We start from the raw sequence: 14,120 nt of genomic DNA, 5'->3' as shown, positions 1-14,120 counted from the left end.
TAGGATGACAACGGAGCCACTGAACTGGGGTGCGAGGTGCTTCGTGGTGATCAAAGTGCTGCTTGCCGAAGATATGCACATGGTTCGCGGGGCGCTCGTCGCCCTGCTGAACATGGAATCCGATATCGAAGTGGTCGCCCAAGTCGCCGCGGGTGATCAGATCCTTCCGACGGCGAAATCCGTCCAGCCCGATGTCGCGGTCATCGACATCGATCTGCCGGGCAAGGACGGTTTGACCGCGGCCATGGAGATCCGCGAAAGCCTGCCCGGCTGCCATACGCTGATCCTCACCAGCCTCGGCCGTCCCGGCACGGTCCGGCGCGCGCTGGACGCGAAGGTCAACGGCTTCATGCTCAAGGACGCGCCGTCGGACAAACTCGCCAACGCGGTGCGGTCGGTCGCGATCGGCCGGCGGGTGATCGACGGCGAATTGGCGCTCGCCGCTTGGGAAACCGAGGACTGCCCGCTCACCACCCGCGAGATCGAGATCCTGCGGGTGACCGCGCGCGGGCGCACCGTCGCCGACATCGCGGCCGAACTGTTCCTGTCCCCGGGCACGGTCCGGAACTATCTGGCCGCGATCGTCACGAAGCTCAACGCGCGCAACCGGGTGCACGCGATCCGCATCGCCACCGACGCGGAATGGCTGTGATCCCCGGGCGATCTCGCGTGATTGGACGCGGAACACGCGAGTTCCGCCTTCAAACACGCGAGTTCCGCCTCTGAGCACGCGAGTTCCGCCTTCGGTCCGGCGAACGACCCTCGCCTTCGGTTAGACCCTCTCACTTTCGTGCTTGACGTTCACGGCAACTTCGCTATAGCCTCTAACTATCGCAAGAAGCGATAACAACAGAAGCGAAGGAGAAGCCCATGTTCGGCAAGCGCGCGGCCCTGCTCACGGTCCCACTGGTCATCGCCGGCGTCCTCGGCGTCACGGCACCGGCCCAGGCCGCCCCCGCCCACCACACCAGACCGGCTTCGCTTACCTGCCAAGGAAAAGGCATCGACCGGTCGGCCAAGGTGCACTACCGGACCGAGACCTTCGTCAAGGCGCCGCTGCGCACCATCTGGAACCTGCAGACCGACGTCGAGGCCTGGCCGTCCTGGCAGAATCCGGCCATCCCGGTCACCATGAAGCGACTGGACGACGGCCCGCTGCGCAAGCATTCCCGCTTCCAGTGGACCATCCCCGTCCCGCCCGGCATGCCGTACCCGCCCGGCGACGTGACCATCGTTTCCACCGTCCGGCAACTCCAGCCCGGCAAATGCCTCCGCTGGACCGGCCCGCTCGACGGCCCCGGCGGTATGCACATCGACGGCGTCCACGTCTGGAACTTCGTCAAGGTGCCCGGCGGCGTCATCGTCCGCACCGAGGAGAGCCACACCGGCCCGCAGGTCGACAAGGACGTGCCCGGCTCCACCGCGATGCTCGGGCAGGGCCTCGAAATCTGGCTGAAGGACCTCAAGAAGGCGGCCGAAAACCGGTAGCGGGGCGGGCCCGGACCCGCCGGACGACGCCGCCCGGCTCGACCCGTTCCACCGTGAAACCCTCGCGCTCGAAGAAGGCGCCCGCGCGTTCGTCCGCCACCGGATGCTCGGCGTACACCCGGCCGGTGTCCGCGGCCGACCGTCCGATGAGGACTTCGAGCAACCGCGAGTCCAATCCGCGATACCGAGGAAGCGTGTACAACTTGCGGATCACGGGCTCGCCACCATCGAGATCGCGCTGCCCGACACCGGCCAGCCGCCCGTCGTCCTCGGCGATCACGACCGCGCCGAGGGCGACGGCGCCGGCGATGTTCGTCGTGTTCCACCACATCCGCACCTGCCGGGCGGCCTCTTCGTCGCCGATCAAGGGTACGTAGTGGGCCCGGACGTGCTCCTCACCGAATCGGCAGACGGCCATGACGTCGTCGCGATCCGCGTCCCGCACGATCGGTCCGCTTTCCATGGCCTGCCCCGATCCGCCACCCCTGCGGCACTTTCGGGCACTCTCTGATCATCGGGCTTGTCCGGCCGTCCGCCCGGTGGTAACGATACGGGCGATCCACCTCGCGACCTCTCGCATTTTCGTGCCCACCCCCATCGAGCCAAGGCGACGCATGCAACCCAATTTCGACGCAGGTGAGGACTTCGCACTCCTTCTGGAGCGAGAGGCCAAGAAACTCGAGGAGAAAGCCCAAGCCCTGACGGCCGCGTTCACCGCCTCGGCGTCCACGGTGACCTCTCCCGACGGCTCGGTGACGGTGACGGTCGAGGCCAACGGCTCGCTGAGCGCCATCGAGTTCGGCAACCGGGCCACCTCGCTGGGACCGGCGCGGCTCTCCTCGCTGGTCATGCAGACGGTGCGCCAGGCCCAGCGCAAGACCGTCGAGAAGGTCACGGAGTCCTACATCGAGATCAACGGCGAAGACGAAGCCGCCCAGTTGGTGCGCACGTTCCTGCCGAAGGTGGCGGACGAGGAAGGCGCCCCGGAGAACCCGGAGCAGGACAAGTGGGCCCCCGAGGCGCACGACGAGCCGCCGCGTCCTCAGGCGGGGTACCGGCCGCCGCCACCTCCGCAGGCGGGTCCCCCGATGCCGCCGCAGCCCGGCCGTCCCGTGCGGCCCCCGAACCCCCCGGCGCCGCGAACCCGGCGACCGGCTTCCCCCGACGACGACGAAATGAGCCCGTGGTGACCGGATTCGGTGTCAAGACGGAGACCATGACCGAGTTCGCCGGTCACCTCGACAGACTCGAGGACGAGCTGCGCAAGAGCGCCGACATGGTGGGCAGTTGCGTGGCGGACCCCGGCATCTTCGGCATCTTCGGCGGCCAGATCTACGGCGCCGGCGCGAGCATGCACTGCGGGAAGGCGCGGGACCAGCTGAACAAGTACTCGGAGAACGTGCAGGAGTTCTCGGACAGGTTGCGTGAGGCGGCGAAGCAGTACAACGCCAACGAGCAGGAGACCGAGAGGCTGATCACCGAAGCCGGCAAGGGGATCGACGAGGTGAAGGTCAAGTGAGCGACGAGTACCACCGCGGCGATTTCGGGAACAACACCGGCACCAAGGCCAGCGACTTCAAGGACGAGAAGAACAACTTCCTCGCGGGCAGCGGCGACACCACGGGCGCGGGCTTCTTCGATTCCGCGTTCTCGCTGAAGAAGGCCGTCGACGAAGGAGACAGCCTCAGCATCGGACTGGCCTCGGCGGGGATGGCGATCGAGATCCTCGGCATGGTCGCCGATCCGATCGGCTCGCTGCTCACCGCCGGGATCGGCTGGCTGATCGAGCACATCGTCATCTTCCGCTGGCCGCTGGACTTCCTGCTGGGAGACCCGAAGGGCATCGAGGCGGCCAAGACGGCGATCTACAAAGAGGCCGCCGAAGTGCGGGAGTGGTCGAAGGAGCACGGGGCCGCCACCACCAAGTTCATGGAGAAGTGGGACGGCGAGGCCGCCGACACTTTTCGCGCCGACATGGAGGGTGTCGCCGCCCAGATCGACGCGCTCGCCGGCTACATCGAATTCGCGGGCAAGCAGATGGGGATCGCCGGAGCCGTCATCGGCGCGGTCCGCGGCATCGTCCGCGACATCATCGCCATGACGCTGGCGGGCATCCTCAAGGCGGCGATCGTGGCGGTGGCACTGGCGCCGGTCACCTTCGGCGGTTCGATCATCGCGGCGATCACCTCCATCATGACCACGGTCGGGGTGGCGATCGCCAAGATCGCCAAGCAGATCGCCGACGTCGCCAAGAAGCTCGCCGAGATGCTCAAGATCCTGGCGAAGACCCGCGGCGCGGCCGACGACGTCGTCAAGTTGACGCTCGGCGGCGGCAAGATCAAGCTGCCCAAGCCGAAACCCGCCGGTGGTACGCCGATGCCCGGCGGCAAGAAGCCGATCGAAGGCCCGCCCCCGAAGCCGGGCGACAGCACTCCGGACGCCCCGAAGCCCGACGCTCCGAAGCCCAAGCCGGAGAAGCTCGGCGACATACCCCTCCGGATCGTGCGCGAGAAGCTGGCGAAGGAACTGGAAGGGGTGGACGGGGCGGCGGACATCCTGAAGCGGTTCGACTACTGGAACAGCTTCCCGGTCGGCGACCTGAAAACGAGGTTCCCCAAGGCCGCGGACGCGCTCGACAAGCTCGAAAAGGGCCTCAAGATCCTCAGCGACCCGACCTACGGCGCGTCGGGCATGGCCGGGAAGACCGTCGTCGAGCTGACGAAGGCCATCCCGCCGGCCGCGAACGAGAAGCCGCCGGAGGACAAGGAAGAGCAGTGAAAGCAGGCGGCCCCGTCCCGGTGTTCCGGCGCGGGACCGCCTGTGCTTTCGTTCGGTCATGACTGAACGGGTGAACATCTCCTCCGGCGGGGACTACGAGCCGGTCTTCGGCTACAGCCGGGCGGTGCGCGTCGGCGAGCACATCCACGTTTCCGGGACGACGGCGCGCGAGCCGGAACGCTCTGGCGACGCGTACGAGCAGGCTTCGGCCGTGCTGTCGCTCATCGAGACGGCGTTGAAAGAGGCCGGATCGAGCCTCGCCGCGGTGGTGCGCACGGTCACCTACGTCACCGACATCAAGGACGCCGACCTGGTCGCGCGGGCGCACCGCGAAGCCTTCGCCGACGTGCTGCCCGCGGCCACCATGGTCGAGGTGTCGGCGTTGCTCGACCCGAAGATGAAGGTCGAGATCGAGGCTTACGCCGTCGAGAAGTAAGTCACCTCCCGAAAGACCCGACGAGCGCTTCAGGAGCTTCGCGCGTCTCGTAAAGCTTCCAGAAGACGTCGGCGAAGACGTCCGGATGGATCACCTCGGGCTCGAAGTCCAACGGGCTCGCGGTGATCGTCCGATGCGGCACGCTGCCCTCGATCAGCGCGCCGACGTTGACGGCCCCGGCGTAGATCCCCTTCTCCGCGAGCACCGCGTTCAGATTGAGGAAATAGTTCCGCAGCCCGGCCTGCGCCATCCCCACGTTGCCGAGGAAGGGCGCCGGGTACCGGCCGGATTGCCCGGCGGTGAACAGGATCGCGCCGTCGCCGCGCTCGGTCATGGCGGGCAGCACGGCCCGCACCAGCGCCACCGCGGACACCAGGAACCGGTCGAGGATGAGCCGCAGGTTCTCCGGATCCACGTCGAGCACCGGCACGATGCCCTCCCCCATGGTCCCACCGCCGGGATTGAACGCGACCGCGTCGATCCGGCCGATGGCGGTGACGGCGGCGGCGATCTGAGCCGGCTCGTAGACATCGGCGACGAACCCGCTCGCCTCGACGCCGTCGCGGGCGAGTTCGGCGACGAGCGCGTCGAGGTTCTCGGTGGTACGCGCGACGAGGGCGATCCGGAAGCCCTCGCGGCCGAACCGGCGGGCGAGCGAAAGTCCCAGCACCGGCCCGGCGCCGAAGATCGCGAGCGTTTTGGTCATCTGTCCTCCCAGGCTAAGTTGAGGATGCCCTCAACTTCTTCGAAGGTACACACAACTTGAGGCCACCTTCAACTTGACTACGATGCGGTCATGACCAAACCCCTGCGGAAGGACGCCCGGCGCAACCGCGACCTGCTGATCGAGGCGGCCAGGGGGCTCTACGCGGCACGCGGCCTCGACGTCGCGCTCGAAGAGATCGCCAAGACCGCCGGCGTCAGCATCGGCACGCTGTACAACCACTTCCCGCAGCGCGCGGATCTGGTGAACGCCGTGTTCGCCGACCGGACCGAGACCGTCGCGAAGCTGGCCGAACACGCGCTCTCCCTCGACGACGCCTGGACCGGCTTGACGTCGTTCGTCGAACGGGTCTGCGAACTGCAGGCCGCCGACCGCGGCTACAACGAACTGGCCTCGACGCGGCCACCGCAGGCCGAAGACCTCGAACGCGGCTACGAACTCATGACCCGGATCGTCGAACGCGCCAAGGAGAGCGGTGCCCTGCGCGAAGACTTCACCCTCGAGGACATGGCCTTCGTGACCTGGGGGATCGCGCGCACCGTCGAGGCGACCGCGACCGTCCGGCCGGAGGTCTGGCGACGTCATCTCGCGCTGCTGTTCGACGGGATGCGGGCATCCGCCGCGAACCCGTTGCCGGAGCCCCCGCTGGAGCCCGCCGAACTGGCCAGAATCATGGGCGGCTGCGGCTGAGGCAACCCTCCACCCCTCCGGCGCGTGTTCACCCCGGAGGGGATTCCATGAAGACGAAACTTCTGCTCATCGTCCTGGCACTGTTCGTGACGACGGCCTGCTCCGGGGAGCCACCCGCGGCACCCGCGACGGTCACCGTCACCCCGCCGTCCTCGGCGCCGAAAGCGCCCGCCGGGCCGGACGCCAAGACCGTCGCCTGGCTCGACGGGATGTGCGGCGCGATATACGGCTACATGAAGGCTTCCAACGATTACGCGAGCAAGCAGCGATCGGGGACCGAAGTGACCCGCAACGCGCTGAAGGAAGAACTCGGGATCCGCGCGGGCTTCGCGGGCAAGGCCGTCGACGAACTGACCGCGCTGCCCCCGTCGCCGATTCCCGGCGGCGACACGGTGCGGAAGTCCCTTGTGGACCAGTACACCGCCGCGAGGGACGCGGCGAACACGGGCAAGCAGCGGTTGGAGAAGTCCGGCAACAGCGCGGCCATGGACGCGGCCATCCAGGCGATGGACGCCACGCAGAAGCCGATCACGGAAACCCCCGACCTCATGCCCGCGCTCAAAATCGACACGCAGGACCTGATGGCCGCCGCCGCGGAGGCCAAGAAGTGTAAGCCCGCTTGAGGCTTTCCGGGCCCGTTCGCGATCATGTCGCGAAAGCCACTTTCGGGACATCAGACGTCGCGAAAGTGGCTTTCGCGACACATCTCCGGACCCATGTGGCTCATCAAGCCGCGTCGACGGAGGTTGCGAAAGCCACTTTCGCAACGTTGAAGGTTGCGAAAGTGGCTTTCGCAACGTGCCACTCACTCAGGCGGGCGGAGTAAAGCCGGGCGGCACGACCATCGGTCGCCCGGTGTTGAAACCGCCGTCGACGAGAACGGAAGGCACGGTCAGGTAGCCGAAATCCGGCGACGCCGAAGTGAGAACGGCCGAAGCGATGTCCGCCCCGAGCACCGCGCGCGCCTGCGCAACGCGCCACCCACTCAACAGCCCTCAAGAATCGATCTCCGGCGTGATCCCGCCCGCCGCGGCCAGCGCGCGATGCAGCGCGAGTTCCGCCGTCGGTCCTTCGGCGAGGACGATCCCGGTGCACGACCGCTGATCCGCGAGATGCCGGATCTCGTCGCCAGGGCTCGCCGTCGGATACCACTCCGGCGCGCCGGGCAGCCCGGGCAACCTGTCGAGCCCCGACCAGCCCTTCAGCACGCCCTCCGCGGTCGGATACGCCAGGACGAACCCGATCCCCGGGCCTCCCCCGATCTTCCGGGTGAGCAGGGCGGGTTCCTCGCCCAGCGCCATGGCGATCATCGCCGAGTAGACGTTGGTGCCCAGCGACCGGCACAACGCCTCGCCGAGCATCGCCCCGCCGATCCGGATGTTGATCTCGACGACCTCCGGGCCGTCGGCGGTGAGCACGAACTCGGTGTGCGCGAATCCCTGCTCGTGTCCGGCGGCCTTGAGCACCCGGCCGATCCAGTCGGCCAACTCGGCGTACTCGGCCTCGGGGAAGGCCACCGGGAACGCCGCCGCTTCCTCCCGCCGGACGGGTTCCGGCGAAAGCTGGCGGGAGAGGATCCCGAGCAGCCGGGTCCTTCCCTGCCAGGTGACGGTTTCCGCGCTGTAAAGCGGTCCGGCGAAATACGGTTCGGCGATCAGATGCCCCTTGAGCGGCGTTTCCTTCGCCTCCAGCCTCGCCCGGTCGAGTTCGGCCTGATCGCGGACGAGCCACACCCCACGGGACGACGTTCCCGAAGAGTCCTTGACCACCAAGGGAAATCCGAGCTCTTCGGCGACCATGACGGGTACCGGCCTGCCGCGGGTGAGCCCGTGTTCGTACAGCAGATCACGCACCGCGCCCTTGTCCCGCAGCACCCGGACGGCGGCCGCGTCCGGACCGGGCAGGCCGAGCCGGGCGGTGAGTTCCGCGCCCGGCAGCGCCCAGGTGTCCGTCGAGTTGATGATCCCGGCGAGGTCCGGGATGGCGCGCAACGCGGTTTCGCAGGCCTCGATGTCGGTGGTGTCGATGTCGACGACCTCGACCCTGTCCGGCCCCAGCGTGCCGAGTTCGTAGCGGTAGATGTCGCGGTTTCCGGTGAACAGCACCAGCTTCCGCCCGGCCTCCGCCGCCGCGTCGGCCAGCCTGCCCAGGCCGAAGGTGAGTGCTTCCAACAGGACGACGGTCACGACGCCCGCTCCTTCCGGTACAACGGCAGTGAGGGTTTCCCGAAGCGGCGCCGCCGCCAGTCCATGGCCGCCCACGGCAGGGCGAGGTCGTCCAGCGACGCGATCTCGCGTGGCGCGAGCGTAGCCGGGTCGACGGCCTCCCGATGCCGGGAGAAAACCCTTGCCGTATACCGATGTCCGGTGTCGGCACCGATCACGACATGCGTCCGGTCGGGGTTCCGCGCCGCCTCCCAGCCCGCGACGAGGTACGCGGCCCCGGTGGACAGCCCGGCGAACACGGCGTGCTCGCGCATCAGGCCGACGGTCGCGGCCATGGCGTGCACGAAGTCCAGCCAGTGGATCCGGTCGTACAGCTCGTGATCGACGTTGTCGAACGGGATGGCCGAGCCGATCCCCGCGATGATCGCGTCCGGATCGGTGAACCGTTCGCTGCCGAAGGTGACACTGCCGAAAGGCTGGACGCCGGTCAGCCGGACGTCCGGATCGCGTTCCCGCAACGAGCGCGCGATCCCTCCGGTCGACGCGCCGGTGCCCACGCTGCCGACGACGGTGAGCGGCCCGGACGGCAGGGCGCGGGCGACGAGGTCCGCGACCTCGGCATACCCCAGGTAGTGCACGGGATCGTGGTACTGGCGCATCCAATGCATGTCCGGATGCCGGTCCAGCAGTTCGCGCACGCGTGCGACCCGGCGCCGCTGGTCGAGGCGGAGGTCGTCCGACGGCGGCATCTGATCCACCGTCGCACCGAGGATCTCCAGCTGCGAACGCATCGTGAGGTCGACAGTGGTGGACGCGACGATATGGCAGCGCAGGCCGTAGCGGTGACAGGCCATCGCCAGCGCGAGCGCGTAGATCCCGCTGGAGCTGTCGATCAGCGTCTGTCCCTTTCGGACGGTTCCGTCGGCGAGCAGCGACCGGACCGCGCCGAGTGCGGCGTAGACCTTCAGTGTTTCGAAGCGGATCAGCACGACGTTCGGTTCGAGCCGGATCAGCGACGGCGTCTTGATCGCGTCGGTGACGTGTTCGTGGACCAGCGCGGTCATCGCGGTCACCGGCCGATCGAGCGCAGGTACGCGGCCAGCGACTCGGCGCCCGCGGCGTTACGCGGGCCGCTCACGAGGTCGCCGTAGGAGATGACGTGGAACCGGTTGTCGCGCACGGCGGGGGTGTTCTTCAGCTGTGGCGAGGATTTCACGAACGCGATCTTGTCCTGCGCGGGCCGGTCGGCGTAATCCACGACGACGATCACCTCGGGTTCGGCCTTCACCACCGCTTCCCAGCCCACACTTCCCCAGCCGTCCTGCAGCTCGCGGAAGACGTTCGTTCCGCCCGCGGCGTCGATGATGTCGTTGGGAGCGGCGTGTTTCCCGGCGGTGAAGGGCTGATCGGTGCCGGAGTCGTAGACGAACACCTTGGCGGGCGGCGATTTCGGCGCTCCGGCGCGGACCTTGTCGAAGCGCCCCTTGAGTTCGGCGACCAGGTCGTCGGCCCGCTGACGGACGCCGAAGATGTCACCGAGGTTGCGCAGGTCGGTGTAGAGCGCTTCGAGCGGCGTCACCTCCGACTTCGCGGTGGGGTACTCCCAGCAGGTCTCGGTGTGCAGGTAGCTGCGGATGCCGACCTGCTCCAGCAGTTTCGGCGTGATGCCGCGTTCCTCGCTGAACCCGGAGTTCCAGCCCGCGATCACCCAATCCGCCTTGGCGTTCACCAGGATCTCGCGGGTGACCCGCGAGGTGCCGAGCCGTTCGACCTTGGCGTAGTCGTCCTTCCACGGCGAACCGGCGATCGACGGGTCGCCGAGCGAATTCATCACGTAGCCGCGCATCCGGCCGGCGAGCCCGAGCGCGAACAGCTTCTCGGCGCCGGAAACGTCGTAGGCCACCGGACGTTGCGGCGCCGGGAAGGTGACCTGCGCACCGCAGTTGGTCACCGTGGCCTGTGCCTGCGCGGTCGGCCCTGCCTCGACCTGGGCACCGCAGGCGCTCAGGAGCAGTGCCGCGGCGAAGAGCGCGGTCACCCTGGACGGCTTCATCGTGAGATCCCCTCGGTTTCGTCGGCGGGAAGGTCGTAGAGCAGTTGGAGTGCGCCGGTCACGGGATGGGTCACCTGGGTGACCTCGACGCCGAAGACGGCGTGGACCGTTTCCGGCGTGAGCACTTCGGACGGTGTGCCGCAGGCGGCGAGCGATCCGGCGCGCAGCAACGCGATCCGGTGACAGACGGCGGAGGCGAGGTTGAGATCGTGCAGCGCGACGAGCACGGTGAGCCCGCAGCCACGCAGGAACTTCAGCAGCTCCACCTGGTGACGGACGTCGAGATGATTGGTCGGCTCGTCGAGGACCAGCACCTCCGGTTCCTGCACGAGCGCCCTCGCCACCAGGACCCGCTGCCGTTCGCCACCCGAAAGCGTCAGCACACCGCGCTGCGCGAGATGGGTGATGTCCATGCGCCGCAACGCTTCCCGGCACAGCGCGCGTTCACGGGCCGAAAGCCGGAGGTTGCCGCGCTGATGCGGCGAACGGCCGAGCGCGACGACCTCTTCGACGGTGAAGTCGAGGTCCGCCCGGCTGTCCTGGGTGAGCGCGGCGATCCGGCGGGCGGTGTCGCGCAGACCCTGCTCAGCGATGTCGGTCCCGTCGAGCAGGACCGCGCCGCCGGACGGGGCCAGCGCGCGGTAGACACAGCGCAACGCCGTCGACTTGCCGCTGCCGTTGGGGCCGAGCAGGCCGACGACCTCGCCCGCGCCGACGTCCAAACGCAGTTCGCGGATCAACGTCGTCCCGGCCACCTCGACGGAAAGTTCGCGCAACGACAGCATCAGCGGCCTCCGAACGTGTAGCCGCGGCGCCGCATCACGACGAGGAACACCGGAACGCCGATCAGCGCGGTGATCACGCCGAGCGGCAGTTCCTCGGGGGCGACGAGCGTGCGGGCCAGCAGATCGACCCACACCAGAAAGACGGCGCCCACCAGCGGCGCGAGCGCCAGCACCCGGCGGTGCCCCGAACCGGCGATCATCCGCACCACATGCGGCAGGACCAGCCCGACGAAGCCGATCGAACCGCTGACCGCCACGAGCAACCCGGTGACCACCGCGGTGAGCAGGAAGAGCCAGCGGCGCAAGGCGGCCGCGTCGGTACCGAGGCTCATCGCGGTCTCGTCGCCCATGGACAGGACGTCGAGCGCGGTGCCGTAGCGCAGCAGGACCACGACCGCGACGGCCACGCCGAGCGCGGCCAGCGGCAGGGACGCCCACGTCGCCGAGCCGAGGCTGCCGAGCAGCCAGAACAGCACGGTCTGGGCGGCCTGGCCGTTCGGCGAGAGGTAGACGAGCACGCTCATCACGGCTTGGAAGGCATACGTGAGCGCGACCCCGGTGAGCACGAGCCGCAACGGCGTCAGCCCGAATTTGCTCCGGGCGGCCAGATACACCAGCGCGGTCGCGCCGAGCGCGCCGAGGAACGCGGCCGTCGACAGCGCCAGCACGCCGAGCCCGGCGAACAGGCCGAACACGACCACGGCGGCGGCGCCGACCGAGGCACCCGAGGAGATCCCCAGCACGAACGGATCGGCGAGGGCGTTGCGGACCAGCGCCTGCACGGCCACCCCGACCACCGCGAGCCCGGCGCCGACCACGGCCGCCAGCAGCACCCGCGGCGTGCGGACCTGCCAGACGATCGAGTACCCGGTGACCTCGTCGCCGGTGATGGTGCCGCCGGTGATCGCCTTTCCCAGGTAGCGCAGGACATCCGCGAGCGCGACGGTGGTCGGGCCGAGCGCGATGCCCGCGATCAGCGAGAGCACGAGCGCTGCCGAGAGCAGGAGCACCGGGCCGGTGAGCCGGAGCGGGCGTGAGGTCTCGTCTTCCGGTTCCGCGAAGAGGCGGAGCGGCTCAGGCACGTTCACCACGCACGATCAGGCGGCGCGCGTGGTTGTCGTACGGCGAGCCGTCGAAGTCGCCGAAGCATTCGACGCCGGTGAAGCCCGCGGTCTCGAACAGCGCCTTCAGTTCCGCGGCGCTGTACAAGAAGGAGCGGATCGACGCCCGCTTCGCCTCGCCGCCGCGCACCAGGGTCCATTCGGTTTCGAGGCGGGTCCAGTCGTCGAGGATGGTGTCGCGCATGAACACCGTCCCGCCGTCGACGTCGACCGCTTTCGGCCGCCCGACCCAGCCGGCCAGCACCTCCTTGCCGAGCACGTCCACCAGCAGCCTGCCGCCGGGCGCGAGGCTGGCGTAGGCGTTTCGCAGCACCGTGAGGTTGTCACCGGGCTCGGTGAAGTAGCCGAACGACGTGAACATGTTGATGATCAGGTCGTACGCGCCGGGCTCGGTGTACTCGAGCATGTCGGCCTGGATCAGCTTCGCGGCGACTCCCGCGTTCTCGCAGGCTTCGCGCGCGCGTTCGAGCATCGCCGGGCTGAGGTCGACGCCGGTCACGTCGGCACCCCTCCTGGCGAGCGGGACGACGTGGATCGCCGGGCCGCAGGCCAGGTCGAGCACCTTCGCGCCGTCTGCGACTTCGAGCAGCGGTGACGTGGCCGTCAGGCGTTCGGCCTCTTCGGCCCGGCTGGGCGGGAACATCACGTCCGCGAAGCCGACCCACAGGTCGTCGTCCTCGTACCAGTGCATCTCTCTCCGCTCGCCGGGCCGCACGATTCAGCCCCACAAGTCGTCGAAAGGTCGTCTTCGGTTCCCGGCGTCGCCGCCTTTCTCGTGGAGTGATCACTGGTTACCGTCGCGGTATGACTCTCGTACCGACGGTCGATCTGAGCAGCTGGGACGACGGCGACCGCGCGAAGCTCGCGCACACCGTCGACGAGGCGTTGACGCGGGTGGGGTTCCTGCAGGTCGTCGGGCACGGCATCCCGCGGACGACGATCGACGCCATGTGCGAAGCGACGGCGGCCTTCTTCGCGCTCCCTGTCGAGGAGAAGCTCCGTTCCGCGCCCGCCGACCGCGCCTCGGATCGCGGGTACGCGGCCGAAGGCACCGAAGGGCTGGCGTACAGCCTCGGTGAGACGACGCCTCCCGACCTGTCGGAATCGTTCGTCATCGGCGCGGAGCACATCGACGGCGAAGACCCGTACGGCTTCTTCGTCCCCAATATCTGGCCTGAGCTGCCCGAGAACCTGCGGCCCGCGCTCACCACGTACGCCGACGAAGCCCACCGCGTCGCGCGCGTGCTGCTGGAGATCTTCGAGACGGCGCTCAGCCTTCCCGACGGCTACCTCGACGCGTACACCCGGCACCCGACACGCACCTTGCGGGTGAATCACTTCGAGCGCCGCGCCGGAGCGCCCGAACCCTTGCCCGGGCAGATGCGGCTCGGCGCGCACACCGACTACGGCATCGTCACCGTGCTCTACGCCGATCCCGTCCCCGGCCTGCAGATCCACGGCCCCGACGGCGCCTGGCACGACGTGATCCCCGCCGAAGACGCGCTCGTCGTGAACCTCGGGGACCTCACCGCGCAGTGGACGAACGACCGCTGGCGTTCGACGCTGCACCGGGTCGTGCCGCCGTCCGGGCCGGGGCCGTCACGACGGCGCAGCGTGGCGTTCTTCTTCGACGGCGACCACGACGCCCGGTTCGAATGCCTCCCGACCTGCCAGTCCGCCGCGAACCCGCCGAAGTATCCGCCGGTCCTCGGCGGCGCCCACCTCTACGCCAAGATCACCGGCGGGCGAACCTTGGAACCGGCCGACGCGATGAACACGGCGGCCGACCGCGGTTGAGGGAGAATTCGTGGCGAACGGTGTCCGGTCCAGTCCGGCGGCTTCGACGTCCCCGGCAGAAGGCACCGGAACGGTGCCGGCCG

General features: G+C 68.7%; 18 protein-coding genes. 9 read left to right on the top strand and 9 right to left on the bottom strand.

The window, feature by feature from the left end:
- The first annotated feature begins 43 nt into the window (after positions 1–43).
- Both ED92_RS21130 and ED92_RS21125 read left to right on the top strand, forming a co-directional pair.
- Complete coding sequence (locus ED92_RS21130) at positions 44–652, top strand: DNA-binding response regulator (protein ID WP_255355366.1); 609 nt, start codon at positions 44–46, stop codon at positions 650–652.
- 218 nt (positions 653–870) lie between these two features.
- Entirely contained in the window at positions 871–1,488 is a 618-nt protein-coding gene (locus ED92_RS21125; protein WP_037341297.1) for an SRPBCC family protein, read from the top strand.
- Here ED92_RS21125 and ED92_RS21120 read toward each other — a convergent pair.
- Positions 1,463–1,951 carry a GNAT family N-acetyltransferase gene (locus tag ED92_RS21120; RefSeq protein ID WP_037341296.1) on the bottom strand — a complete coding sequence of 163 codons (489 nt, stop codon included), beginning with the start codon at positions 1,949–1,951 and terminating at the stop codon, positions 1,463–1,465. The genes ED92_RS21125 and ED92_RS21120 overlap by 26 nt on opposite strands.
- 151 nt (positions 1,952–2,102) lie before the next feature.
- Here ED92_RS21120 and ED92_RS21115 point away from each other — a divergent pair, with 151 nt between their 5' ends.
- From ED92_RS21115 to ED92_RS21100, 4 genes are read left to right on the top strand one after another with little or no spacing between them, the layout of a single operon-like run.
- Positions 2,103–2,678, top strand: coding sequence for a YbaB/EbfC family nucleoid-associated protein (locus tag ED92_RS21115; RefSeq protein ID WP_037341295.1), 576 nt, complete (start codon positions 2,103–2,105; stop codon positions 2,676–2,678).
- Positions 2,672–3,007, top strand: a complete 336-nt coding sequence (locus ED92_RS21110; RefSeq protein ID WP_037341293.1) for a type VII secretion target — start codon at positions 2,672–2,674, stop codon at positions 3,005–3,007. The genes ED92_RS21115 and ED92_RS21110 overlap by 7 nt, the downstream gene beginning before the upstream one ends.
- The gene (locus ED92_RS21105; RefSeq protein ID WP_037341292.1) at positions 3,004–4,266 is read left to right on the top strand and encodes a hypothetical protein; all 1,263 of its coding nucleotides are present in this window, start codon (positions 3,004–3,006) and stop codon (positions 4,264–4,266) included. Before ED92_RS21110 ends, ED92_RS21105 begins: the two co-directional genes overlap by 4 nt.
- A gap of 58 nt (positions 4,267–4,324) precedes the next feature.
- Positions 4,325–4,702 (top strand): RidA family protein, encoded by a 378-nt coding sequence (locus tag ED92_RS21100; protein WP_037341290.1) that lies wholly within the window; start codon positions 4,325–4,327, stop codon positions 4,700–4,702.
- Position 4,703: 1 nt separating this feature from the next.
- On the opposite strand, the gene ED92_RS21095 is transcribed toward ED92_RS21100, so the two are convergent.
- Complete coding sequence (locus tag ED92_RS21095) at positions 4,704–5,408, bottom strand: SDR family oxidoreductase (protein WP_037341288.1); 705 nt, start codon at positions 5,406–5,408, stop codon at positions 4,704–4,706.
- 90 nt (positions 5,409–5,498) lie between these two features.
- Here ED92_RS21095 and ED92_RS21090 point away from each other — a divergent pair, with 90 nt between their 5' ends.
- Together ED92_RS21090 and ED92_RS21085 are read left to right on the top strand one after the other, a co-directional pair.
- Positions 5,499–6,116 (top strand): TetR/AcrR family transcriptional regulator, encoded by a 618-nt coding sequence (locus tag ED92_RS21090; RefSeq protein WP_037341286.1) that lies wholly within the window; start codon positions 5,499–5,501, stop codon positions 6,114–6,116.
- Positions 6,117–6,163: 47 nt separating this feature from the next.
- Positions 6,164–6,739, top strand: coding sequence for a hypothetical protein (locus ED92_RS21085; RefSeq protein WP_037341284.1), 576 nt, complete (start codon positions 6,164–6,166; stop codon positions 6,737–6,739).
- 186 nt (positions 6,740–6,925) lie between these two features.
- Here ED92_RS21085 and ED92_RS42540 read toward each other — a convergent pair whose 3' ends face one another.
- From ED92_RS42540 to ED92_RS21055, 7 genes are read right to left on the bottom strand one after another with little or no spacing between them, the layout of a single operon-like run.
- Complete coding sequence (locus ED92_RS42540) at positions 6,926–7,072, bottom strand: hypothetical protein (RefSeq protein ID WP_235213341.1); 147 nt, start codon at positions 7,070–7,072, stop codon at positions 6,926–6,928.
- Positions 7,073–7,111: 39 nt separating this feature from the next.
- The gene (locus tag ED92_RS21080; protein ID WP_037341282.1) at positions 7,112–8,302 is read right to left on the bottom strand and encodes an ATP-grasp domain-containing protein; all 1,191 of its coding nucleotides are present in this window, start codon (positions 8,300–8,302) and stop codon (positions 7,112–7,114) included.
- The gene (locus tag ED92_RS21075) at positions 8,299–9,354 is read right to left on the bottom strand and encodes a cysteine synthase family protein (protein WP_037341280.1); all 1,056 of its coding nucleotides are present in this window, start codon (positions 9,352–9,354) and stop codon (positions 8,299–8,301) included. The genes ED92_RS21080 and ED92_RS21075 overlap by 4 nt, the downstream gene beginning before the upstream one ends.
- Entirely contained in the window at positions 9,351–10,334 is a 984-nt protein-coding gene (locus ED92_RS21070) for an ABC transporter substrate-binding protein (RefSeq protein ID WP_037341278.1), read from the bottom strand. Before ED92_RS21070 ends, ED92_RS21075 begins: the two co-directional genes overlap by 4 nt.
- Positions 10,331–11,119: an ABC transporter ATP-binding protein gene (locus tag ED92_RS21065; protein ID WP_081975875.1), complete on the bottom strand. Its 789-nt coding sequence runs from the start codon at positions 11,117–11,119 to the stop codon at positions 10,331–10,333. The genes ED92_RS21070 and ED92_RS21065 overlap by 4 nt, the downstream gene beginning before the upstream one ends.
- Positions 11,119–12,210, bottom strand: a complete 1,092-nt coding sequence (locus ED92_RS21060) for an iron ABC transporter permease (RefSeq protein ID WP_037341276.1) — start codon at positions 12,208–12,210, stop codon at positions 11,119–11,121. The genes ED92_RS21065 and ED92_RS21060 overlap by 1 nt, the downstream gene beginning before the upstream one ends.
- On the bottom strand, positions 12,194–12,931 hold the full coding sequence (locus tag ED92_RS21055) for a bifunctional 2-polyprenyl-6-hydroxyphenol methylase/3-demethylubiquinol 3-O-methyltransferase UbiG (protein ID WP_037342494.1): 738 nt from the start codon (positions 12,929–12,931) through the stop codon (positions 12,194–12,196). Before ED92_RS21055 ends, ED92_RS21060 begins: the two co-directional genes overlap by 17 nt.
- 113 nt (positions 12,932–13,044) lie before the next feature.
- Here ED92_RS21055 and ED92_RS21050 point away from each other — a divergent pair, with 113 nt between their 5' ends.
- Complete coding sequence (locus ED92_RS21050; protein ID WP_037341274.1) at positions 13,045–14,037, top strand: isopenicillin N synthase family oxygenase; 993 nt, start codon at positions 13,045–13,047, stop codon at positions 14,035–14,037.
- Positions 14,038–14,120: the final 83 nt, after the last annotated feature.

The organism is Amycolatopsis sp. MJM2582, assembly GCF_000754115.1.
In the GTDB taxonomy this organism is placed as follows: Bacteria; Actinomycetota; Actinomycetes; order Mycobacteriales; family Pseudonocardiaceae; genus Amycolatopsis; species Amycolatopsis japonica.
The sequence above is the reverse complement of the archived record's forward strand: the minus strand, read 5'-3'. Positions and strand labels throughout refer to the sequence as shown.